At 59.2% G+C, this 18,111-nt stretch carries 15 protein-coding genes; 8 read left to right on the forward strand and 7 right to left on the reverse strand.

Annotated features, from left to right (window positions below):
- Positions 1-152 precede the first annotated feature (152 nt).
- From ACR0AZ_RS20315 to ACR0AZ_RS20345, 7 genes are all read left to right on the forward strand, one after another.
- The gene (locus ACR0AZ_RS20315) at positions 153-884 is read left to right on the forward strand and encodes a type 1 glutamine amidotransferase (RefSeq protein WP_480668139.1); all 732 of its coding nucleotides are present in this window, start codon (positions 153-155) and stop codon (positions 882-884) included.
- A 176-nt stretch (positions 885-1,060) separates the two neighbouring features.
- Positions 1,061-1,612, forward strand: coding sequence for a TetR/AcrR family transcriptional regulator (locus ACR0AZ_RS20320; RefSeq protein WP_480472038.1), 552 nt, complete (start codon positions 1,061-1,063; stop codon positions 1,610-1,612).
- A 32-nt stretch (positions 1,613-1,644) separates the two neighbouring features.
- Positions 1,645-2,748, forward strand: a complete 1,104-nt coding sequence (locus ACR0AZ_RS20325; protein WP_480472039.1) for a mandelate racemase/muconate lactonizing enzyme family protein — start codon at positions 1,645-1,647, stop codon at positions 2,746-2,748.
- A 10-nt stretch (positions 2,749-2,758) separates the two neighbouring features.
- Positions 2,759-3,853 (forward strand): alcohol dehydrogenase family protein, encoded by a 1,095-nt coding sequence (locus ACR0AZ_RS20330; RefSeq protein ID WP_480472040.1) that lies wholly within the window; start codon positions 2,759-2,761, stop codon positions 3,851-3,853.
- Positions 3,850-4,974 (forward strand): mandelate racemase/muconate lactonizing enzyme family protein, encoded by a 1,125-nt coding sequence (locus ACR0AZ_RS20335; protein ID WP_480472041.1) that lies wholly within the window; start codon positions 3,850-3,852, stop codon positions 4,972-4,974. Before ACR0AZ_RS20330 ends, ACR0AZ_RS20335 begins: the two co-directional genes overlap by 4 nt.
- 3 nt (positions 4,975-4,977) lie before the next feature.
- Positions 4,978-5,709 (forward strand): SDR family NAD(P)-dependent oxidoreductase, encoded by a 732-nt coding sequence (locus ACR0AZ_RS20340; protein ID WP_480472042.1) that lies wholly within the window; start codon positions 4,978-4,980, stop codon positions 5,707-5,709.
- A complete protein-coding gene (locus ACR0AZ_RS20345; protein WP_480472043.1) occupies positions 5,706-6,440 on the forward strand; it encodes an SDR family NAD(P)-dependent oxidoreductase in 735 nt (244 codons plus the stop codon). The genes ACR0AZ_RS20340 and ACR0AZ_RS20345 overlap by 4 nt, the downstream gene beginning before the upstream one ends.
- A gap of 10 nt (positions 6,441-6,450) precedes the next feature.
- Here the strand turns inward: ACR0AZ_RS20345 and ACR0AZ_RS20350 are convergent, their stop codons facing one another.
- The 4 genes from ACR0AZ_RS20350 to ACR0AZ_RS20365 are packed head-to-tail and all read right to left on the reverse strand — an operon-like array spanning position 6,451 to position 12,763.
- Positions 6,451-7,689, reverse strand: coding sequence for an NAD(P)/FAD-dependent oxidoreductase (locus ACR0AZ_RS20350; protein ID WP_480472044.1), 1,239 nt, complete (start codon positions 7,687-7,689; stop codon positions 6,451-6,453).
- A gap of 11 nt (positions 7,690-7,700) precedes the next feature.
- Positions 7,701-8,714 carry an Ldh family oxidoreductase gene (locus tag ACR0AZ_RS20355; protein WP_480668140.1) on the reverse strand — a complete coding sequence of 338 codons (1,014 nt, stop codon included), beginning with the start codon at positions 8,712-8,714 and terminating at the stop codon, positions 7,701-7,703.
- A gap of 59 nt (positions 8,715-8,773) precedes the next feature.
- Positions 8,774-10,294 carry a trimethylamine methyltransferase family protein gene (locus ACR0AZ_RS20360; protein ID WP_480472046.1) on the reverse strand — a complete coding sequence of 507 codons (1,521 nt, stop codon included), beginning with the start codon at positions 10,292-10,294 and terminating at the stop codon, positions 8,774-8,776.
- 15 nt (positions 10,295-10,309) lie between these two features.
- Complete coding sequence (locus tag ACR0AZ_RS20365; RefSeq protein WP_480668141.1) at positions 10,310-12,763, reverse strand: GcvT family protein; 2,454 nt, start codon at positions 12,761-12,763, stop codon at positions 10,310-10,312.
- Between the two features lie 263 nt (positions 12,764-13,026).
- Between ACR0AZ_RS20365 and ACR0AZ_RS20370 the strand changes: the two genes are divergently transcribed.
- A complete protein-coding gene (locus ACR0AZ_RS20370; protein WP_480668142.1) occupies positions 13,027-13,911 on the forward strand; it encodes a LysR substrate-binding domain-containing protein in 885 nt (294 codons plus the stop codon).
- A 25-nt stretch (positions 13,912-13,936) separates the two neighbouring features.
- Here the strand turns inward: ACR0AZ_RS20370 and pbfA are convergent, their stop codons facing one another.
- The 3 genes from pbfA to phnA all read right to left on the reverse strand — a co-directional run bounded on the left by pbfA (position 13,937) and on the right by phnA (position 18,098).
- Positions 13,937-15,292 carry a (R)-1-hydroxy-2-aminoethylphosphonate ammonia-lyase gene (gene pbfA, locus ACR0AZ_RS20375; RefSeq protein WP_480668143.1) on the reverse strand — a complete coding sequence of 452 codons (1,356 nt, stop codon included), beginning with the start codon at positions 15,290-15,292 and terminating at the stop codon, positions 13,937-13,939.
- Positions 15,293-15,390: 98 nt separating this feature from the next.
- Positions 15,391-16,833 (reverse strand): phosphonoacetaldehyde dehydrogenase, encoded by a 1,443-nt coding sequence (gene phnY / locus ACR0AZ_RS20380; protein WP_480668144.1) that lies wholly within the window; start codon positions 16,831-16,833, stop codon positions 15,391-15,393.
- A gap of 17 nt (positions 16,834-16,850) precedes the next feature.
- A complete protein-coding gene (gene phnA, locus ACR0AZ_RS20385) occupies positions 16,851-18,098 on the reverse strand; it encodes a phosphonoacetate hydrolase (RefSeq protein WP_480472051.1) in 1,248 nt (415 codons plus the stop codon).
- Positions 18,099-18,111: the final 13 nt, after the last annotated feature.

Raw genomic sequence — 18,111 nt, forward strand, 5'->3', positions numbered from 1 at the left:
GCAGAGATGCGATGCAACGCAGATATTGAACGCGGCCCCCAAGCCCCAGATGTAATGATTCTACCCTTTCGAAAATTTGAACCGGAACACTTTCAACCTGCGATGTTCACGCTGATCTATGCATGGTATGGGCTGCCGGTCAGGAGAGTATGATGAGCGATCACAGAATTCGCATTGGTATCCTTGAAACCGGCCGACCGCCCGAAACGCTGGCCCCGGTACATGGCGACTATCCCGGCATGGTGCAGCAATGGCTTGGCGATGTGGATGCCGAATTCATTTCTTATGCCGTTCTGGACGAGGAATTTCCTGCCAGCCCGGCAGAGGCCGATCTCTGGGTGATCACCGGATCAAAGTTCGGCGCCTATGAGGATCACGCCTGGATCCCGCCGCTGGAAGAGTTCATTCGCAATACGCGCGACGCCGGCAGGTTGATGTTCGGCATTTGCTTCGGCCACCAGATCATCGCGCAGGCCCTGGGTGGAGTGGTACGCAAATCCAACAAAGGTTGGGGCCTTGGTGTGCATGAGTATCCAACCACTGCCGACTGGCCGACCGAACTGGGCGAGGCACCCAATAAGATTGCCATCCAAGCCTATCATCAGGATCAGGTCGAAGAGAAACCCGAAGGTGCGGTGACCATCGCATCAACCGAATTCTGCGAGAACGGCGCGCTGTGGTATCCCGGCTTTGCCGTGACTGTGCAGGGCCATCCGGAATTCGCAAAAGCTTACGCCAGCAATCTGCTGGAGACCCGGCGCGGCACTGTTCTCACGGATGAAGAAGCCGATAAGGGTCAACGCAATATGGCGATTGAAGACAACCGCTCGATGCTGGCCGGTGTGGTGCGTGATTATCTGTTGAAGCAAAAAACACCAGCCTGACGATACAAGTCTGAAACGCCAAGCGGCGATCTTGCGTACCTTCTGGATGACCAACTGCATCGCGCTGCCGTGCCCAGAAAACCTGCCGTGTTGAAGCGGTTCTCTTGTCGGTCGCGTAGAGGTCCGTGTCGTAATTCTTCAAGTCAAAGGTAGAACGATCACTCTACCATGATCTCATGAACGACACACAGCATCAGATCGCGGAAAACCTGGACCGACAGTTCTCTGAGATGGGCTTTGCGACGCAAGGTGTAGAAGCGCTGCGCGAAGGTGCAAACGTTTCGCTGCGGACGCTTTACAAATACTTCCCCAGCCGCGAGGCGATGGTCATAGGCGCGCTGAAGCACAGGGACGCGACCTATTCTGATTGGATCGGTCAGGACGATGCAACTGGTGCAGAACATGTGCTGCATGTCCTCGTTCGACTGTCGGATTGGCTGCATGAGATTTCAAACACCGGCTGCCTGTTTCGCAACGCACTGGCGGCCTATCCCGAAAGCCAGGCGATCCGGATGGCAGTCGAAACGCACAAGGCGCATGTCCGCGACATGTTCCGCGCACGGCTGTCACGAGTCGCACCAGATTGCGATATCGAGGCCCTGTCCGAAGCTCTGTTTATTCTGCACGAAGGGCTGACTGAAGGCGCCCGATTGCTTGGCGTCGAACCCGCAACCATTGCCACGATACGCTGCGCTCGTGCGCTGCTGACTTCTGCCGATATTAGATAGACCGGCACCCGGACAAGGACAAAGGAACCGACGTGAAGATCAAGGAAATCCACATCTACGCACATGATCTGCCGGTGAAGAACGGTCCATACACCATGGCCAATGCCGAGGTCTGGGCTCTGGACACTACGCTGGTCAAACTGGTGGCTGAGGATGGAACCTCTGGCTGGGGTGAGACCTGTCCAGTAGGTCCCACCTATGCCGAGGCGCATGCGGGTGGGGCCCGCGCCGCTCTGACAGAGATGGCCAGAGGTTTGATCGGAGCCGACCTTTGGCCGGTTGCGCTGCATCACCGGATGAACGGGCTGCTGAATGGGCACAACTATGCCAAAGCGGCCATCGACATTGCCGCCCATGACCTGATCGGCAAAAGACTGGACGTCAATGTTGCCGACCTGCTGGGTGGGGCGCAGACAGATCGGGTACCATCCTACTACGCTACGGGTGTAGGCGCGCCAGACGATATCGCAGGTCTCGCCAAAGAGAAGCTGGCCGAGGGTTATCCCCGCCTGCAGATCAAGGTCGGCGGACGCCCCGTCGAGATCGATATCGAAACCATCCGCAAAGTCTGGGAAGTCATCGGCGGAACCGGTATGCGCCTTGCCGTGGATGGCAACCGGGGCTGGACCACCCGCGACGCCCTGCGCGTCAGCCGGGAATGCCCCGACATCCCGTTCATCATGGAACAACCCTGCAACACCTATCAGGACCTGCAGAAAATCCGCCCGCAAGTCACCCATGGCATCTATATGGATGAAAACAGCGTTGACCTGAACACTGTGATCTCTGCCGCCGGAACAGGGCTGGTCGACGGGTTTGGCATGAAGGTGACACGCATAGGTGGCCTGCAACATATGCGAACGTTCCGGGATATCTGCGAAGCCCGCAACCTGCCACATACCTGCGATGACAGCTGGGGCGGCGACATCATCGCGGCTGCCTGCACTCAGATTGCAGCAACTGTTCGCCCCACCCTGATGGAAGGCGCATGGCTCGCCGCACCTTATATCGAAGGCAACTATGATCCCGAAAACGGCATCTCCATTGTAGGCGGCCATATTCAGTGCCCGACTGGACCGGGCCTGGGCATCATCCCGGATGAGACCAAATTCGGCACGCCAGTCGCTTCGTTCTAAGGAGAGCTTCATGATCCCCGAAACCATGCACGCCGTCCTGTTGACCGGTCATGGCGGTATCGAGATGCTAGACTACCGGTCCGACATACCCGTCCCGCAACCCGGTCTCGGTGAGGTCCTGATCCGGGTCGCAGCAGCGGGTGTGAACAATACAGACATCAACACCCGGATCGGCTGGTACTCCAAGGCGGTGACCGAGGATACAAACACAGGCGGGGCCTCGGGCTTTGACACGGTTGATGATAGCGACGCCAGTTGGTCCGGCACGCCCCTGACCTTTCCCCGCATCCAAGGCGCGGATGTCTGCGGCTATGTCGCCGCGATTGGAGAAGGCGTAGATCCCACCCGCATCGGTGAGCGCGTGATCGTGCGGAACATGCTGCGAACCTACGTAGATTACCGTCCATACGAGTGCTGGACCCTCGGCAGCGAATGCGACGGCGGCTTTGCCCAGTTCTGCGTGGCACCTGCGCAGGAAACCCATGCGGTGAACTGTGACTGGGACGATGTGGAACTGGCCGCAATCCCCTGCGCCTATTCCACCGCCGAAGGAATGCTGCATCGTGCAGGTGTTGAGGCAGAAACTGTTCTGATCACCGGCGCTTCGGGCGGTGTGGGTTCGGCTGCCGTGCAATTGGCAAAGCGACGCGGCGTACAGATAGTTGCGCTGTGCTCGGCTGCGAAGGCTGAAGCGGTGCGGGCGCTGGGGGCTGATCGTATCCTGGATCGCAATGCCGATCTGGTGGCGGAATTGGGTGAAGGATCAATTGACGTCGTCATCGATCTGGTGGCCGGTCCGCAATGGCCCAGCCTGCTGGATGTTTTGCGCCGAAGTGGGCGCTATGCCACGGCCGGAGCTATTGCAGGTCCCATCTGCGAGATCGACGTGCGCACGCTTTATCTAAAAGATCTCACGCTCTTTGGCTGTACCTTTCAGGAAGACATCGTGTTCGAAAACCTCGTGAAATACATCGAAGCCGGAGAAATTCGCCCCGTCGTTGCCAAGACCTATCCGCTGCGCAACATCGCTGAGGCTCAGGAAGATTTTCTGGCCAAGAAGCACACTGGGCAACTGGTGCTGATCCCGCCGCAGGTGACGTCATGAAGATAAAAACGATCGAGCTTTTTGAACTGCACCTGCCCTATACGGGCGGCTCGTACGAGCTGTCCGGCGGGCGCATCTATACTGGGTTTGATAGTGTTATCGTCTGCATCACAGCGGATGACGGCACCGAGGGTTGGGGCGAGTCCACCCCCTTTGGCCCCAACTACATCGCTGCACATGCGCGCGGCGCCCGCGCCGGTATCGAAGAAATCGTGCCCTACCTGATCGGACGCGATCCGCGCGATGTGGACCGGATCAACGACGCGATGGACGAGGCCCTGCTGGGGCACAATCACGCGAAATCGGCGATCGATCTGGCCTGCTGGGATCTGTTCGGAAAATCGGTCGGCTTGCCGGTCTATAAGGTGCTGGGTGGTGCGACAGGAAATCGGTTGCCCGTGATTAGCTCAATCTATGCGGGCACGCCCGAAGATATGCGCACCCGTGTCGCCGAGCATCGGGCGATGGGTTATATGGGCCATTCGGTCAAAGTGGGCGCGCTGGATTCTGAAGGGGGGCCCGCACTAGATGCGGAACGTATTGCGGCCGCGCTGGCAGATCGCCAGCCGGGTGAGTATTTCATCGTAGATGCGAATGGTGGCCTGATCCCTGAAACAGCCTTGCGGATGTTACGTGCACTTCCGAACGGGCTGGATTTTGTGCTGGAGGCCCCCTGTGCCACATGGCGCGAGACCGTGTCTTTGCGCCAGCGCTGCAATGTTCCGATCATTCTGGACGAGCTGGCGCAGGACGACGGCGATATTGCCAAGCTGGTCGCGCTGGACGTGGCCGATGGCATCGGGCTGAAAATCTCAAAGGCGGGAGGCCTGACCCCCGCGCGCCGCCAGCGTGATATCTGCCGCGCAGCTGGGTTGACGATCAGCGTACAGGACACCGTGGGATCGACGCTCTCTGCCGCATCAATCTTCCACATGGGTGCGACCGTCCCTGAACGCCTGTTACGCTGCGTGCTGGACCCGCGTGATATGGTGACGATCCAGACCGGAGCTTTCAACGCCCCTATCCAAAACGGCGGTGTCCTGCCGCCCGATTTGCCGGGCCTCGGCGTGACGATGCACCGGGACCTGCTGGGACAAGCCGCTGCAAGCTGGGAGGAGTAAGACGTGTTTCAGGGTAAGAAAGCGCTGGTCACTGGTGCGGCCGGTGGCATTGGGCAAGCCATCGTCAAACAGCTGCGCGCACAGGGTGCGCAGGTGGCAGTCGCTGATCGGTGCACCGACGGCATTGAAGCGGATGCCCATCTGCCCGGCGATCTGCTCGAACCAACCTATTGCGACCAACTGGCCGCCAAGGCACGTCAGGCTTTGGGTGGGCTGGATATCGTCATAAACAATGCCGGTGTGATCACGCGGGGGCCCGTCACCGAGACCTCGGATGCGGATTGGGCGCTGTCCATGGGCGTGAATGTCGAAGCTCCGTTCCGGGTCTGCCGCGCCGCCATCCCATTGATGGCTGAGACGGGCGGCGGGGCCATCGTCAACACTGCATCGTGCTGGGGTGGCAAGGCTCCGGGGCCGAACCATGCGCTCTATTGCATGACCAAGGCAGCGATTGCCTCGCTGACCGAATGCATGGGGATGGACCACGCGCATCAGGGTATTCGCATCAACGCCGTCTGCCCGAATGAGGTGAACACACCAATGCTGCGCTCGGGCTTCGCCAAACGTGGGTTCGACCCCGACGAGGCGGTGACTGAGCTGGGCAAGACCGTTCCTTTGGGACGGATTGCCGAACCTGAGGACATCGCGGATGTTGTTCTGTTCCTCGCTTCAGATGCGGCGCGCTATATGTGCGGCACGCTGGTCGAGGTCAATGGCGGGAAGCCGGTTGCATGAGGCGCTTTGACGGCAAGGTAGCTCTGGTCACAGGTGGCCGCTCCGGGATCGGGCAAGCCATCGCGGTTCGGTTGGCCGAGGAAGGTGCGCGCGTGATTACGGCGCAACGCGGCAACGATGACAGGTTCGAGGGGATCGCAGCCGACTTCACCGACCCCAACTCTCCCGGTCAGGTGGTGGTAGAGGTGATCGCTCGCACAGGGCAATTGGATGTTCTGATCAACAACGCGGGGATGATGCAAGAGGCCTGCGTCGAGGATATGAGCCTGGAAGACTGGCAGAGAACCTTGACCGTCAACCTGACTACACCATTCCTGATGATCCGGGCTGCCCTGCCCCATCTGCGGAAGACGCGGGGCAGCATTGTCAATACCGGGTCCATCGAAGGGCTAGGCAGCAATCCCGGCCACGCGGCTTATTGCGCCTCGAAAGCAGGGTTGCACGGGCTAACGCGCGCCGTTGCCATCGATCATGGGCATGAGGGCATCCGATGCAATGCCATCGCCCCGGGATGGATCGATACCGATCTGAATCTCGACTTTATCGACTCCATGCCCGACCCAAAGGCATTTCGCCGCGACATCGGAAAAATCCATCCGGTTGCCCGGACCGGAAAACCCGAAGAGGTCGCTGCGCTGGCTGCGTTCCTCGCAGCAGATGAAAGCGGGTTTATTACCGGCCAAATCTACACGGTCGACGGTGGACGGATGGCAAAGCTGAGCCTGCCCTGAGAACTGGGCCTCAGAACCTGTCGGGGCTAAACGCCTGAAGGTCGATCCCCGGCCTCCGACCCGCGATCTCATCCGCAACCAGACGCCCGGTTGTTGCACCCAGGGTCAGCCCCAACTGGCCATGTCCGGTGGCGAAGGTGACGTTCGCCAACCGTCCGCTGCGCCCGATAATGGGTCGTGTATCCGGAGTGAACGGGCGACGACCCATGCGACGTTCGGCATTTTCGACTCTAAGGTCCGGAAGCACGCGTTTCGCGCGCTTGACCAGAATGTCTGCGCGGTTCCAATTTGGTTTCGCTGTCAGCTCGGCAAATTCGATGGTTCCGGCCACTGCCAGCGCATCCTCATAAGGCGTAATACCGAAACCGCCCTTGGCGTAAAAAACTGTGTGCGCCAGATCGCAGCCAGTATCGTGCAGCGCGGTGGAATAGCCGATAACGCCTTCCAGCTGGATCGAAACGCCCAATTGCTGCGCTAGGTAACGCGAATGCGTGCCCGCCGCGAGGACAAACTCATCCGCTTGCAAGGCTTGGCCATCGCGAAGTTTTACGGCTTTAACCGTTCGGCCCTCGCGCTGAAAAGTATCTGCCGCGCCATGCGCAACCGTGCCGCCGCGGCTGACAAGGGCCCGATGCAGCGCTTCGACCAGCTTCTTGGGGTCGGTCACGAAACTCCAGTCACGCAGCAGAGCAGCGTGTTTGAAATCAGGCGCAATGGCGGGATCAATGTCATGAGCCTCGCGGCCAGAAACCTCATCTATCGTGCACCCCAACTCTCGTGCCAGATCGAAAGCTGCTGCCATGGTTGCGCGATCGGTATCATCGTCAAACAGCTTGATCACCGGTCGCTCAACCAGAAGTTCTGGCTGACCGATATCTGCCAGCTGAGCCTTGAAATCATCGGTGGCGGCAAAGGTCAGGCGCGCCAAATCTGCCGCGATGGCCCGCATCTTGGCGGGGCGCGCATTGGCAGCGAAACGAGCAAACCATGGCAGCAGACGAAGAGTTGAAGCCGGACGCAGGGCCAATGGCCCCTCCGGATGCAGCAACCAACCGGGGACTTTCATCAGCATGCCCGGTTGGGACAAAGGCACAACTTCACCAACAGCGATGCACCCGCACGAGGCCCAACTGGCCCCTTCACCGACCGGCCCGGGTTCAACAACCGTGACCGCATGCCCCTGCGATTGCAGCGCCAAGGCACAGGAAATGCCCACGACGCCACCGCCGATTACCACCACGCCCGTCATTTCGTAACCCTTTACCGCAGCGCATCCAGTTGAGATAGCAATTCGGTGCTGACGCGAACGCCCTCGGCTTCTGATGCAGCACGGTTCTTCAACCGTCCATCGCCGGGCACTCGGGCCGCGCCGTTGCCTTCGATCTCGGCGCAGATACGCTTGACGTAGTCGTCAAACGCTACGTTCCCGAACCGTTTCGGGTCAATGGCAATCAAGGTGGATCCGCCCTTGATATTCAGCGCTCCGTGCGCTTCGCGATCTGCGTTATCGACCGACAGAGTGCCCCCTGCCAAGGCTGCTCCCATAACCTCGATCAAGAAGGCAATCGCGGCCCCTTTATGCTCGCCAAATGGCAACAGGCTACGGGTTTCGAGGATGGCGTTCGGATCGGTGCTGGGTTGGCCTTCGGGGTCGAGCCCGGCTGCATGCGGCAGGTCGTGCCCTTCGGCCGCGGCCATGCGGATATCCATCAATGCCACCATCGAAGACGCCTGATCCCAGACAATCGGCGCCGCGCCTTCGCGCGGACAGGCAAACGACATCGGGTTGGTACCGAAGACCGGGCGCACACCACCCTGCGGCACCACCATCGACAGAGAGTTCACGACGCCCAGCGCAACCAACCCGGCCTCAGCCAGCGGTTCGGTATCAAAGCGCAAACCGGCAAGGTGATGGCTGTTGGCACAAGTAAACGCTGCGATGCCGTTCTCGCGGGCCATTCCGATCAGCTCGCCCAGAGCCAACGCCGCAGCAATCTGGTAATAGCCGTTATCTGCATCTCCGCGCAGCACACCGGGTGCGATGCGTTCGACTTTGGGATTGGCGGCGGGGTTGGCATAGCCCGAGGTGAAGCTTTGTACATAGACCGGCAGCATGCGCAAACCATGGCTGCGCGGTCCATCACGCTCGGATTTGGTGACGATCTCAGAGATCAGCTCACTGCCCCCATCGTCCATCCCGGCAGCCACAAGGACGGATTTGGCAAACTCCCGCACCTCTTGAAGTGAGAGCGTTTTCGTCGAGATTTCGGTCATTCGCTGAATCCTGTCCTTGTGTGGCTGAAAGAGGCACCGATGTGCCTCTTGTTATCGCGTCACGCGCTGTATTCCGCACGTTTTTTGGCGACAAACTCGTCCAGCGCCCCGCGTCGATCGTCGGGCATCGGAGGCTGAACATAGTTTCTCAGCATACGCTCTGCTTCTTCCGTGCCGACAATCTCAGCCGTTTTCGAACCCTCAGCTTCCCACTGTTCAAAACTATCGTTGTTTTGCAGGTGGTTCATATGCATCGGATTTTCGCGCGTGTGGTCGGTTCCCAAAAAGTGCCCGCCGGGTCCGATCTGATCAATATCGCCTAGAAGCGCATCCAGATTCTCATCTTGCAAGCCGCTAAAGAAGCGGTGGAAGTTTTCCAGCTGCAGCGCGTCCTGCACCCATTTGGAATAACTTACGCCCAGCGCGCCCTCAAGGAACCCCGCCGAATGGACAATATAGTTCGCGCCGCCTAGCAGCACCGGCCACATGGTGTTTGCGGTATCAAACGCGGCTTGCATGTCCGGTGACTTCGATCCGGTCCACATCGTACAAGTTCGCCACGGCACCCCGTAGAACCGTGCCATCTGCCCCACCAGTAAGTTCATCAGACCGGGTTCAGGTGAGCCCATCATCGGCGCGCCTGTCTTCATTGATACACCCATAATCGCGACACCAAGCACCATCGGAGCTCCGCGCCGTATGATCTGGCTATAAGCCATGCCCGCCAGAGATTCCGCAATTAGCAGCGCCACACCCCCCTGCGGGCTTGCAGGTGTGCTGGCACCGGCCAGAACAAAGGGCGAAAGCAGACAGGGCTGGTTGGCCGCCGCATAGACGCGCAGGCTCTGCAACATGGTCTCATCCCAGACCAGAGGCGTGTTGCAATTCAACAGGGCGGCCATCACCACGTTCTCGTCCACGAAATCCACGCCGAACACGATGCGCGCCATCTCAACTGAATCGCGTGCCGCCTGCTCAGACAGGACCGAGCCTTTGATCGGCTTGTCTGTCAGTGTGAGCGCGGCGTGAACAAGCTCCAGATGGCGTTGCGGCACTGGAACATCCTGCGGCTCCACCGGCAGAATACCGGGCACCATCATCGACTGGCTCATCTGGCTGAGCTTGAAGAAGTTATGGGCATCTTCCAGCACCGAGGGACGGCGCACGCCGTCCAGACCATAGACAAATGGTGCCCCGTAGGCGTTGGCAAACACCGAATGCTGGTTACCCACCCGCAATGAGCGATCCGGGTTGCGCGCAGCATAGCCCCATTCCGACGGAACAGCCGAGATCAGGTCCATCAACATCTCACGCCCGATACGCACGCGTTCGCCTTGCACATCGGCACCGTATTTCTTCCAGTCAGCCAAGGCGACGGGATCGCGGAACTCGATGCCGGTGGTTTCCAGGATCGTCATCGCAGCGTTGTGGATCTTCTCGACGCCTTCGGGGCCGAGCAGATCAATCGGGCCAACCTTGCGGTTCAGCGTCGACAAGTAGACCGGAGGCGGGTTGGTGCGGGCCTGAACCCGTGCCGCGCGCCCTCCGCCACGGCCTGAGCGTGCTCTTGCTTCTGCCATTTCAAATCCTCCGGATCAGGCGCGCGCACGGGCGCTGGTGGGGTCAACGGCGCAGGTGTCGATCACTTCTGCCTCGCGCATTTCATTGTGAATCAGCACCTGCATCCTGGTGCCGGGCGCCGTCATATCCTGCGGCACCAGCGCCATCGCGATGTCATGGTTGCAATAGTACGAGAACCCACCAGAAGTGACCCGCCCGATGAGCTTGCCATCGGCATAAACGCCTTCGTCGAACATCACCGAGGTGTCGCAGAACGGCAGCTTCAGCGTGACCAAGGTATTGTATCCACCCTCTTCCTGCTGTTTCTGTAGCGCCGCTTTGCCAATGAAGTCCCGTTCACAAACCTGCCCGCCAACCTTTTCGGTCATGGCCACGAACCGGCCCAATTCTGCCTCGTATGGCGTCAGATCCTTGCAGATCTCACGGTTGATCGCGCGATAGGATTTCTCAAGGCGCATCGACTCCAATGCCTCGAGGCCAAATGGCTTCACGCCCGCCTTCAGCAACAGATCAACAAGATGGCGGTTATATCCGACCGGATGGTGCAATTCCCATCCCAACTCACCGGTGTACGAGACACGCAACAGGTGCACACCCTTGGCATAACCCACCTCTCCCATCTGTGCCGAAAGCCACGGGAAAGCCTCGTTCGACAGATCGTTGTCGGTCAGGGGCTGCAGGATCTCACGTATCTTGGGTCCGGCCAGAGCGATCACGCCCAGTTGCTCCGAGATATCTTCCATGATGACCGAGCCATCTTTGGGCAACAAACGCTGCATCTGATCCCAGTTATAGGCGCGCCAATTCGGGGTAGAGATCAGATAGAAGTCATCCTCGGCATACCGCACAACGGTATACTCCGCATCCATGCCGCCTTTTTCATTCAGCATCAGCGACAGGGTCATGCGGCCCACTTTGGGCAGCTTGTTAGCCATCAAACTGTCCAACCATTTAGCGGCCCCCGGCCCGCGTACGGTGAATTTGGTCATCGGGGACATTTCGATGAACCCAGCCTCTTCGCGCGTGCGGCGCACCTCTTCCTGCACCAGTTCCATATGGTTGGTGCGTCGGAAGCTGTGTTCAGGGATTGCCTCTTCGGGCGATTTGGCAAACCAGCGCGGGAATTCGTAGCCATTGAAACTGGTCCAGACCGCGCCCTGAGCAGTCAGAAGATCATAGCTGCCCACGGTCTTCATCGGACGCGCATTAGGAAAATCCTCACCCGGTACGTGCGCATCCATGTGCGTGCCCCAGGTCTCGCGCACCTTGTCCATGGTCCATCGTTTCGACGCGTAGTCCGAGAACCGGCGCGGATCGAGTTCCGACATGTCCATACCTGGATCGCCATCGACGATCCACTTGGCAAGACGGTTGCCGACAGTGCCGCCCCACAGGATGCCGCCGGGCATGCCTTCGGCCAGCCACAGGTTCTCGTGCCCCGGTGCGGGACCAGCCAGAGGCAGCTCGTCCGGGGTCATCTGGAACGGACCACGGGTGTTGGCCTTGATTCCGACCTCTCCCAAAGTGGGTACGCGTTCAATGGCGCGCTCCCACTGAGTTTCCACCGCATCGAAATCTTCGGGCAACAGGTCGGCCCCGAACTCAGGCGGCACGCGGTCTTCGGCAAACAGTTTGAGGTCTTTGGTGAACTCATAGGGGCCGAACTGGATGCCGCCCACATCTTCGCGCAGATAAGCGCCATAGTCCTCATCCCGCAGGATCGGGAATTCGGGCAGACCCTGCGCCCGGCGCTCCTTCAGAAGCGGCACAGTCTCGGTCGTCCAGTACTGATGGACAATCGGGATACAGGGCAGATCCAGCCCCACGCGGCGCGCATTTTCGCGGGCGTAATTCCCGGTCGCAAAGATCAGATGCTCACACGTGATCTCGCCCTGATTGGTGGTCACTTTCCAATGACCATTCTCAAGCTTCTCATAAGCCTGAGCCTCGGTATTCTGGTAGACAGTCGCCCCCGCATCACGCGCCAGCTTGGCCAGCGCCATAGTGATATCGGCTGGGTTCACATAGCCGTCCTCGGTGTGCAAAATTCCGCCCCGGATATCCGGGCTCTGGTTCAGCAGCGGATGCACCTCGGCAATCTCTTCCGGGGTCAGCAGCTTGCAGGGCACCCCAGCGGCTTCGGCAATCGAGATATAGGACTGAAACTCATCCCAGCGCTTCTCGGTATTGGCCACTCGCAGCTGGCCAACCTTCCGCAGCCCGACCGAGCTGCCCATCTTCTCTTCTACCTCGGTATAGATGCGGATGGTTTCCATCGTCATCTTCGACACGTTGTGCGAGCGCACGAAAGTCACAAGCAAACCGGCCGCGTGCCATGTCGAACCAGAGGTCAGCGTAGTTCGCTCCAGCATAACCGCGTCCGAGCATCCATGCTCGGTCAGCCCATGGAGGATCGAGGCCCCGACGCACCCGCCTCCGACAACCACCACTTTGGCATGTGATTTCATTTTGTTTTCCTTCAAAAGCTCTTTGGCAACGCCGGTGTCACCATAGGTTTCGTTTCTGCACAGGAATCGTCAGGCATAGCTCCACAACGCCCTTCGTGAATCGGCCTTATTCTGGTTGGTCCTGCGATCTGCGCAATTGCAAAAAATCTCACCTTGGATTACTTGAAATAACTCTAAACTACACTCTGTGCTTGTAATACAAGCAACCGCAGCAGACGTTATACGAGGTGAAATTGCCCAAACGACCTTACGATATGCCTCCGATGACGTCTTTGGTCAGTTTTGAAGCTGCCGCGCGCTACGTCAGCTTCAAAGCCGCAGCAAAAGAGTTGAACGTGACCCCTGCGGCCGTGAGCCATCAGATCAAAAGCCTCGAACAGGAGCTGCGCTGCGATCTTTTCCATCGCTTTCACCGTGGTGTCGAACTATCGGAAAGCGGGGCTTACTTGCTGGTGGCTTTGCAACGCGGTTTCGAGGGTATCAATGAGGCCGTTGGGCAACTGCGGGCACATCACGGGCGGTCATCGGTTACGATACGTTCAACCACAGCTGTCAGCTCGCTATGGCTGACACCCCGTCTGGCGCAGTTCTGGAAAAGCCATCCGCATATTTCGGTGGCCCAGATCGTCAGCGATCAGGACATCAGCCCATCCGATTGCGACCTGAGCATCCACTACGGTCACATGGATCAGGATTCCGGCCTTTGCCGTGCCCTGTTTCACGACCAGATCATGGCCCTTGGCAGCCCGCGTTTTGCCGAGCAACATCAGCTTGGGTCTCCTGCGGACGTCGCGGATATCCCCCTGATCTATCTTGAAGCGGCTGACAGTGGCTGGACGGATTGGCAGGAATGGCTACGCGCGCTCGGGCACACGGCGAAACTGAAGGCCGCGCACCGCGTCAACAACTATGTCATCGCACTGCAGGCCGCGCAGGATGACATGGGGGCAGTGTTGGGTTGGGAAGGCCTTACGTCCGAGCTGATCGCATCGGGCAAGCTGGTCAAACTCATACCCGAGACGGTTTCGTCCCCATTGGATTTCTATGTCGTTCTGCACAATCAGGCCTCGGATCGCGCCAAAGTGCTATTTGACTGGCTCTCTGAGGCCGACAAGCCAAACGCGCACCGACCGGCACAGCTGCGCTAACGACAAAACGTGCGACCCCACAACGTCAGGTCTGATCCCGAATTGCGGTGATGACAATATCCAGAGCATGATCCAGATCGTCCCGCCCAATGGTCAATGGCGGGGATAGAGTCAGCACGCAGCCCTGGCTGATCTTAAAACTGACCCCAGCGTTCAGGCAGGCATAGTAGATACGCTCGGCGCAGGCATTGTCGGCTTCGCGGGTGGCACGGTTTTTGACAATCTCGATCCCGAACATAAGGCCGCGCCCGCGGATATCTCCTGCGATCTCAACCTGCGCCAATTCGCTTTCAAGCCGGTCCATCGCGTGGGCACCTAAATCGGCGGCGCGATCGACAAGCCCTTCTTCCTCAATGATCTGGATCGTAGTCAGAGCAGCGCGGGCAGTGACCGGGTTCTTCTCATGCGTATAGTGCCCAATAGCAAAATCTCCGCACACATCGAGATCGCGGCGGGCGACACAGGCAGCGATGGGCAGGATGCCTCCGCCCAGTGCTTTACCAAGGGTCACGATGTCGGGCACGATGTCGTCATGCTCAAAGGCAAACATTTTGCCTGTTTTGCCCAGACCCGTGGGAATTTCATCCATGATCAGCAGCGCGCCGTGTTTGTTGCACGCCTCGCGCACCGCTTGCCAGAAGCCCGCCGGGGGGACATAGGGCACTGCCCGCATCGGTTCCGCGATAACGGCGGCAATATCGCCTTCGCGCTCAAGGACGTATTCGACCATCTTGGCGCAGGCCAGACCGCAGGTTTCGGGACCCGCATGGTTATAAGGGCAGCGATAGCAGGCAAAAGGCGCGACATGTTCGGCCCCAGGAATCAAAGGCCCCGCGATATGACTGCGGAAGGTCGCCTCACCTCCCACCGACGCCGCACCGAAACCGGCCCCGTGAAATGCATCCCAGAAGCTGACTGTCTTAAACCGGCCAGTCGCGGCGCGCGCAATTTTCAGAGCCACTTCATTGGCATCCGAACCACCGGTGGTGAATAGCGTCTTTCCAAGGTCACCGGGCGCGATTTCAGCCAGTTTTTCGGCCAGCTCCACCGCCGGATCATTGGTGAACCGGCGCGGTGCAAATGGCAGGTCATCCAGCTGCGTCTTGATCGCTTCGACCAGGCGCGGGTGGCCATAGCCGATGTGATGGACCGAGTTGCCGTGAAAATCCATATACCGGCGGCCATCCAGATCCTCGATCCAAATGCCCTCGGCCTTGGCGATCGTGCTCACACAGGGACTGGACAAGCTTTGATGCAGGAACACATCCGCGTCGCGTTTCAGCAAAGGCGCAGATCGTGGCCCGATTGAGGACTTCTGCCACGATTTACGCGCACCCGAAGTGTTGGACTCTCCTTCGGTGTGGGTAATTCTGACAGACATATCATCCTCGATTTTGATTTGATCCGCAGAGATCGACAGCGCGAAGCCCCATGACGGGCCTCGCGCCGTAGTGAGAGGTACAGACTTCCTCTATGTCCTTACCTTGGCCACGGCATCGAATACGTCTTCACATTAGTGAAAAACTTCATCGCCTCGATAACACCTTCTTTGACGCCGTTCCCGGAGTCTTTGATGCCGCCGAAGGGGGACATTTCGATGCGGTATCCGGGTTGTTCCCAGATGTTGCAGGTGCCCACGTTCAGCCCGTTGATAAAGGCAATTGCGCGGTTCAGGTCGTTGGTGCAAACACCTGAAGACAGGCCGAACTCGGTGGAGTTCGAGATCGCCATGACTTCCTCATCATTGTCCGGCACGCGAACGATGGGGATGATGGGGCCGAAAGTTTCCTCCATCACCAGCTCACTGTCATGGGGCACCTTGTCGACCACGATGGGGGGCAGCAGCGCGCCTTGACGGCCGGGGTGATAGAGGATTTCTGCCCCCTCTTTCTCGGCCATGTAAACACGGTTCTCAAAGAGCTCTGCCGCCTTATCGTGGATGACGCAGCCCAGTTCGGTCTCGGGGTCTTGTGGATCGCCGTACTTGATCTTCTTCGCCTTCTCCAACACCAGCGGCACGAACTTGTCAGCCACGCTCTCCTGCACCAGAATGCGCTTGATCGCAGTGCAGCGCTGACCCGAGTTGCCGGTGGCACCGGCCACCGCAATGGTCGCAGCCTTGTCCAGATCGGCATCGTTGAGGTCGTTCAGAACGATCAGCGGGTCGTTGCCGCCCAGCTCCAGCGCCTGACGTTTGTAAACCGCCTTGGCCGCGATCATCTTGCCCACTGGCACGCCGCCGGTGAAGGTGATGATGTCGATATTTTCATTGACGATCATCTCTTCACCAATGTCCTGCGGCCAGCCAGTGACCACCTGGAACATCTCGGGCGGCAGGCCCGCTTCATAGAGGATATCCGCAAGCGTCAGCGCCGTCAGCGGCGTCAACTCGGTCGGTTTGCACACCATGCAGTTGTTCGACGCAATCGACGGCGCGATCTTGTGGCTGACCATGTTCAGCGGGTGATTGAACGGCGTGATCGCGCTGATCGCGCCCACAGGTTCCCGCGTGGTGAAGATTTTGCGATCCTTGCCATTGTGGGTCAGGTCGCACGAGAAGATCTCGCCATCATCCTTCAGCGCCTCGGCAGCGGCGAACTGATAGACATCCTGCGCACGTTTGGTCTCGTAGATCGCGTGTTGGTGGCAGATGCCTAGCTCCAGCACCAGCCATTTGGCCAGATATTCGCGGCGCTCACCGATCAGCTCTCCGGCCCGTTGCAGGATCTGGCTGCGCTCGTACCGGGTCAGCTTGGATTTGTAGTTTGCCGCGATCTCGAACGCGCGGCGGGCGTGCTCGGCCTTGCCCGCGGGGACATGGCCGATCACCTCATTGGTGTAGGGATAGAGAACTGGCACGGTCTCGTCAGTAAAGACGATCTCGCCGCCGATGCGCATCCCTTCGTTTCTGATCTCAGTCATTGCCTGATCTTTCATAGTTACTGCGCCGCCGCCGTGGTGGCATAGAAGAATGCATCGAAGTTGCGCAGTTCCTCGGGTTGGCCCGGCAGGTCAATCACGCGGTTGACGATGAAGGGCACTTCCTGCTCGGTCAAGCCGCCATGGCTGCGCAGCGGCTCTTTCAGCGCGGCCAGATCGTGGCGGTCTGCCGAGGTGCCAATGGTCATGTTCTCGCCCGAGATCATCACGATATCGCCGATCCGGTCGGCGGGCAGTTCAAAGCGGCGGATCGCCTCTTCCTTGTCGATGACAAGGATAAGCTCATCCCGTGCTTCAAGTTTCGTCATGATGTCCGTGCGGTCCGCACCTTCGGGCAGATAGGCGGTGGCAAAAGCTCCAAGCGCACCGTGGTGAACCACATAAGGGTCGGTGATCGGCAGGATCACACGGGCCTGACCCTCGCCCAGCCATTCGTCCATCAGGTCCTGCGCATAGATCACATTGGGCTCGCCCGCTGCGTTATGCTTGGGCTTCATGCCGTGGTCTGCAGTGACGACAATGGCCGCACCCAGCTCATCCAACTGCGCGAGGTATTTGTCGAACATGGCGTAAAAGTCCAAAGCGCCCTGCTGTTCGGGGGCGAACTTGTGCTGGATGTAGTCGGTGGTCGACAGGTACATGATGTCAGGCTTGAACTCTTTCAGCAGCTTCACGCCCGCGGCGAATACAAATTCCGACAGCTCTGCCGAATAGACCTCGGGGACATCCATGCCCAGCCACGCGCTGGCATTATCGATGCCGTGTTCCGCCTTTGTGGTCTCACCCGAGCGCTCCGAGGAAAACGCCACCGCGCGGTCTTCGTCAAACTTGAGGCCCGCACCCAGCAGTGCGCGTAGCTTGTCCTTGGCGGTGACCATGGCAACGCGATAACCCGCCTCGTAGAACTGCGAGAAGATGGTCGGTGCGCGCAGGAAACGCACATCGTTCATCATCACCTCTTCGCCGCTATCGGGATCGATCAGGTAGTTGCCGCAGATGCCATGCACGATCGGTGGACGACCGGTGGCGATGGACAGGTTGTTTGGGTTGGTGAAGCTGGGGATCACCGAATGCGCCAGTCGGTCGGTGCCAGTCTCGCGGATGCGCTTGAGCGTCGGCATCAGGCCCTTGGCGATGGCCACTTCCAGATATTCCGGCTCACAGCCGTCCAGACAGATGGCGATGGCCGGAACTTTTGGCGCGGGATAGACGCGCTCATTCGCGGTCACAGGGGTATGGATGGTCATTTGAGGAGTGTCC

It is taken from the genome of Ruegeria sp. BE3, from assembly GCF_056538865.1.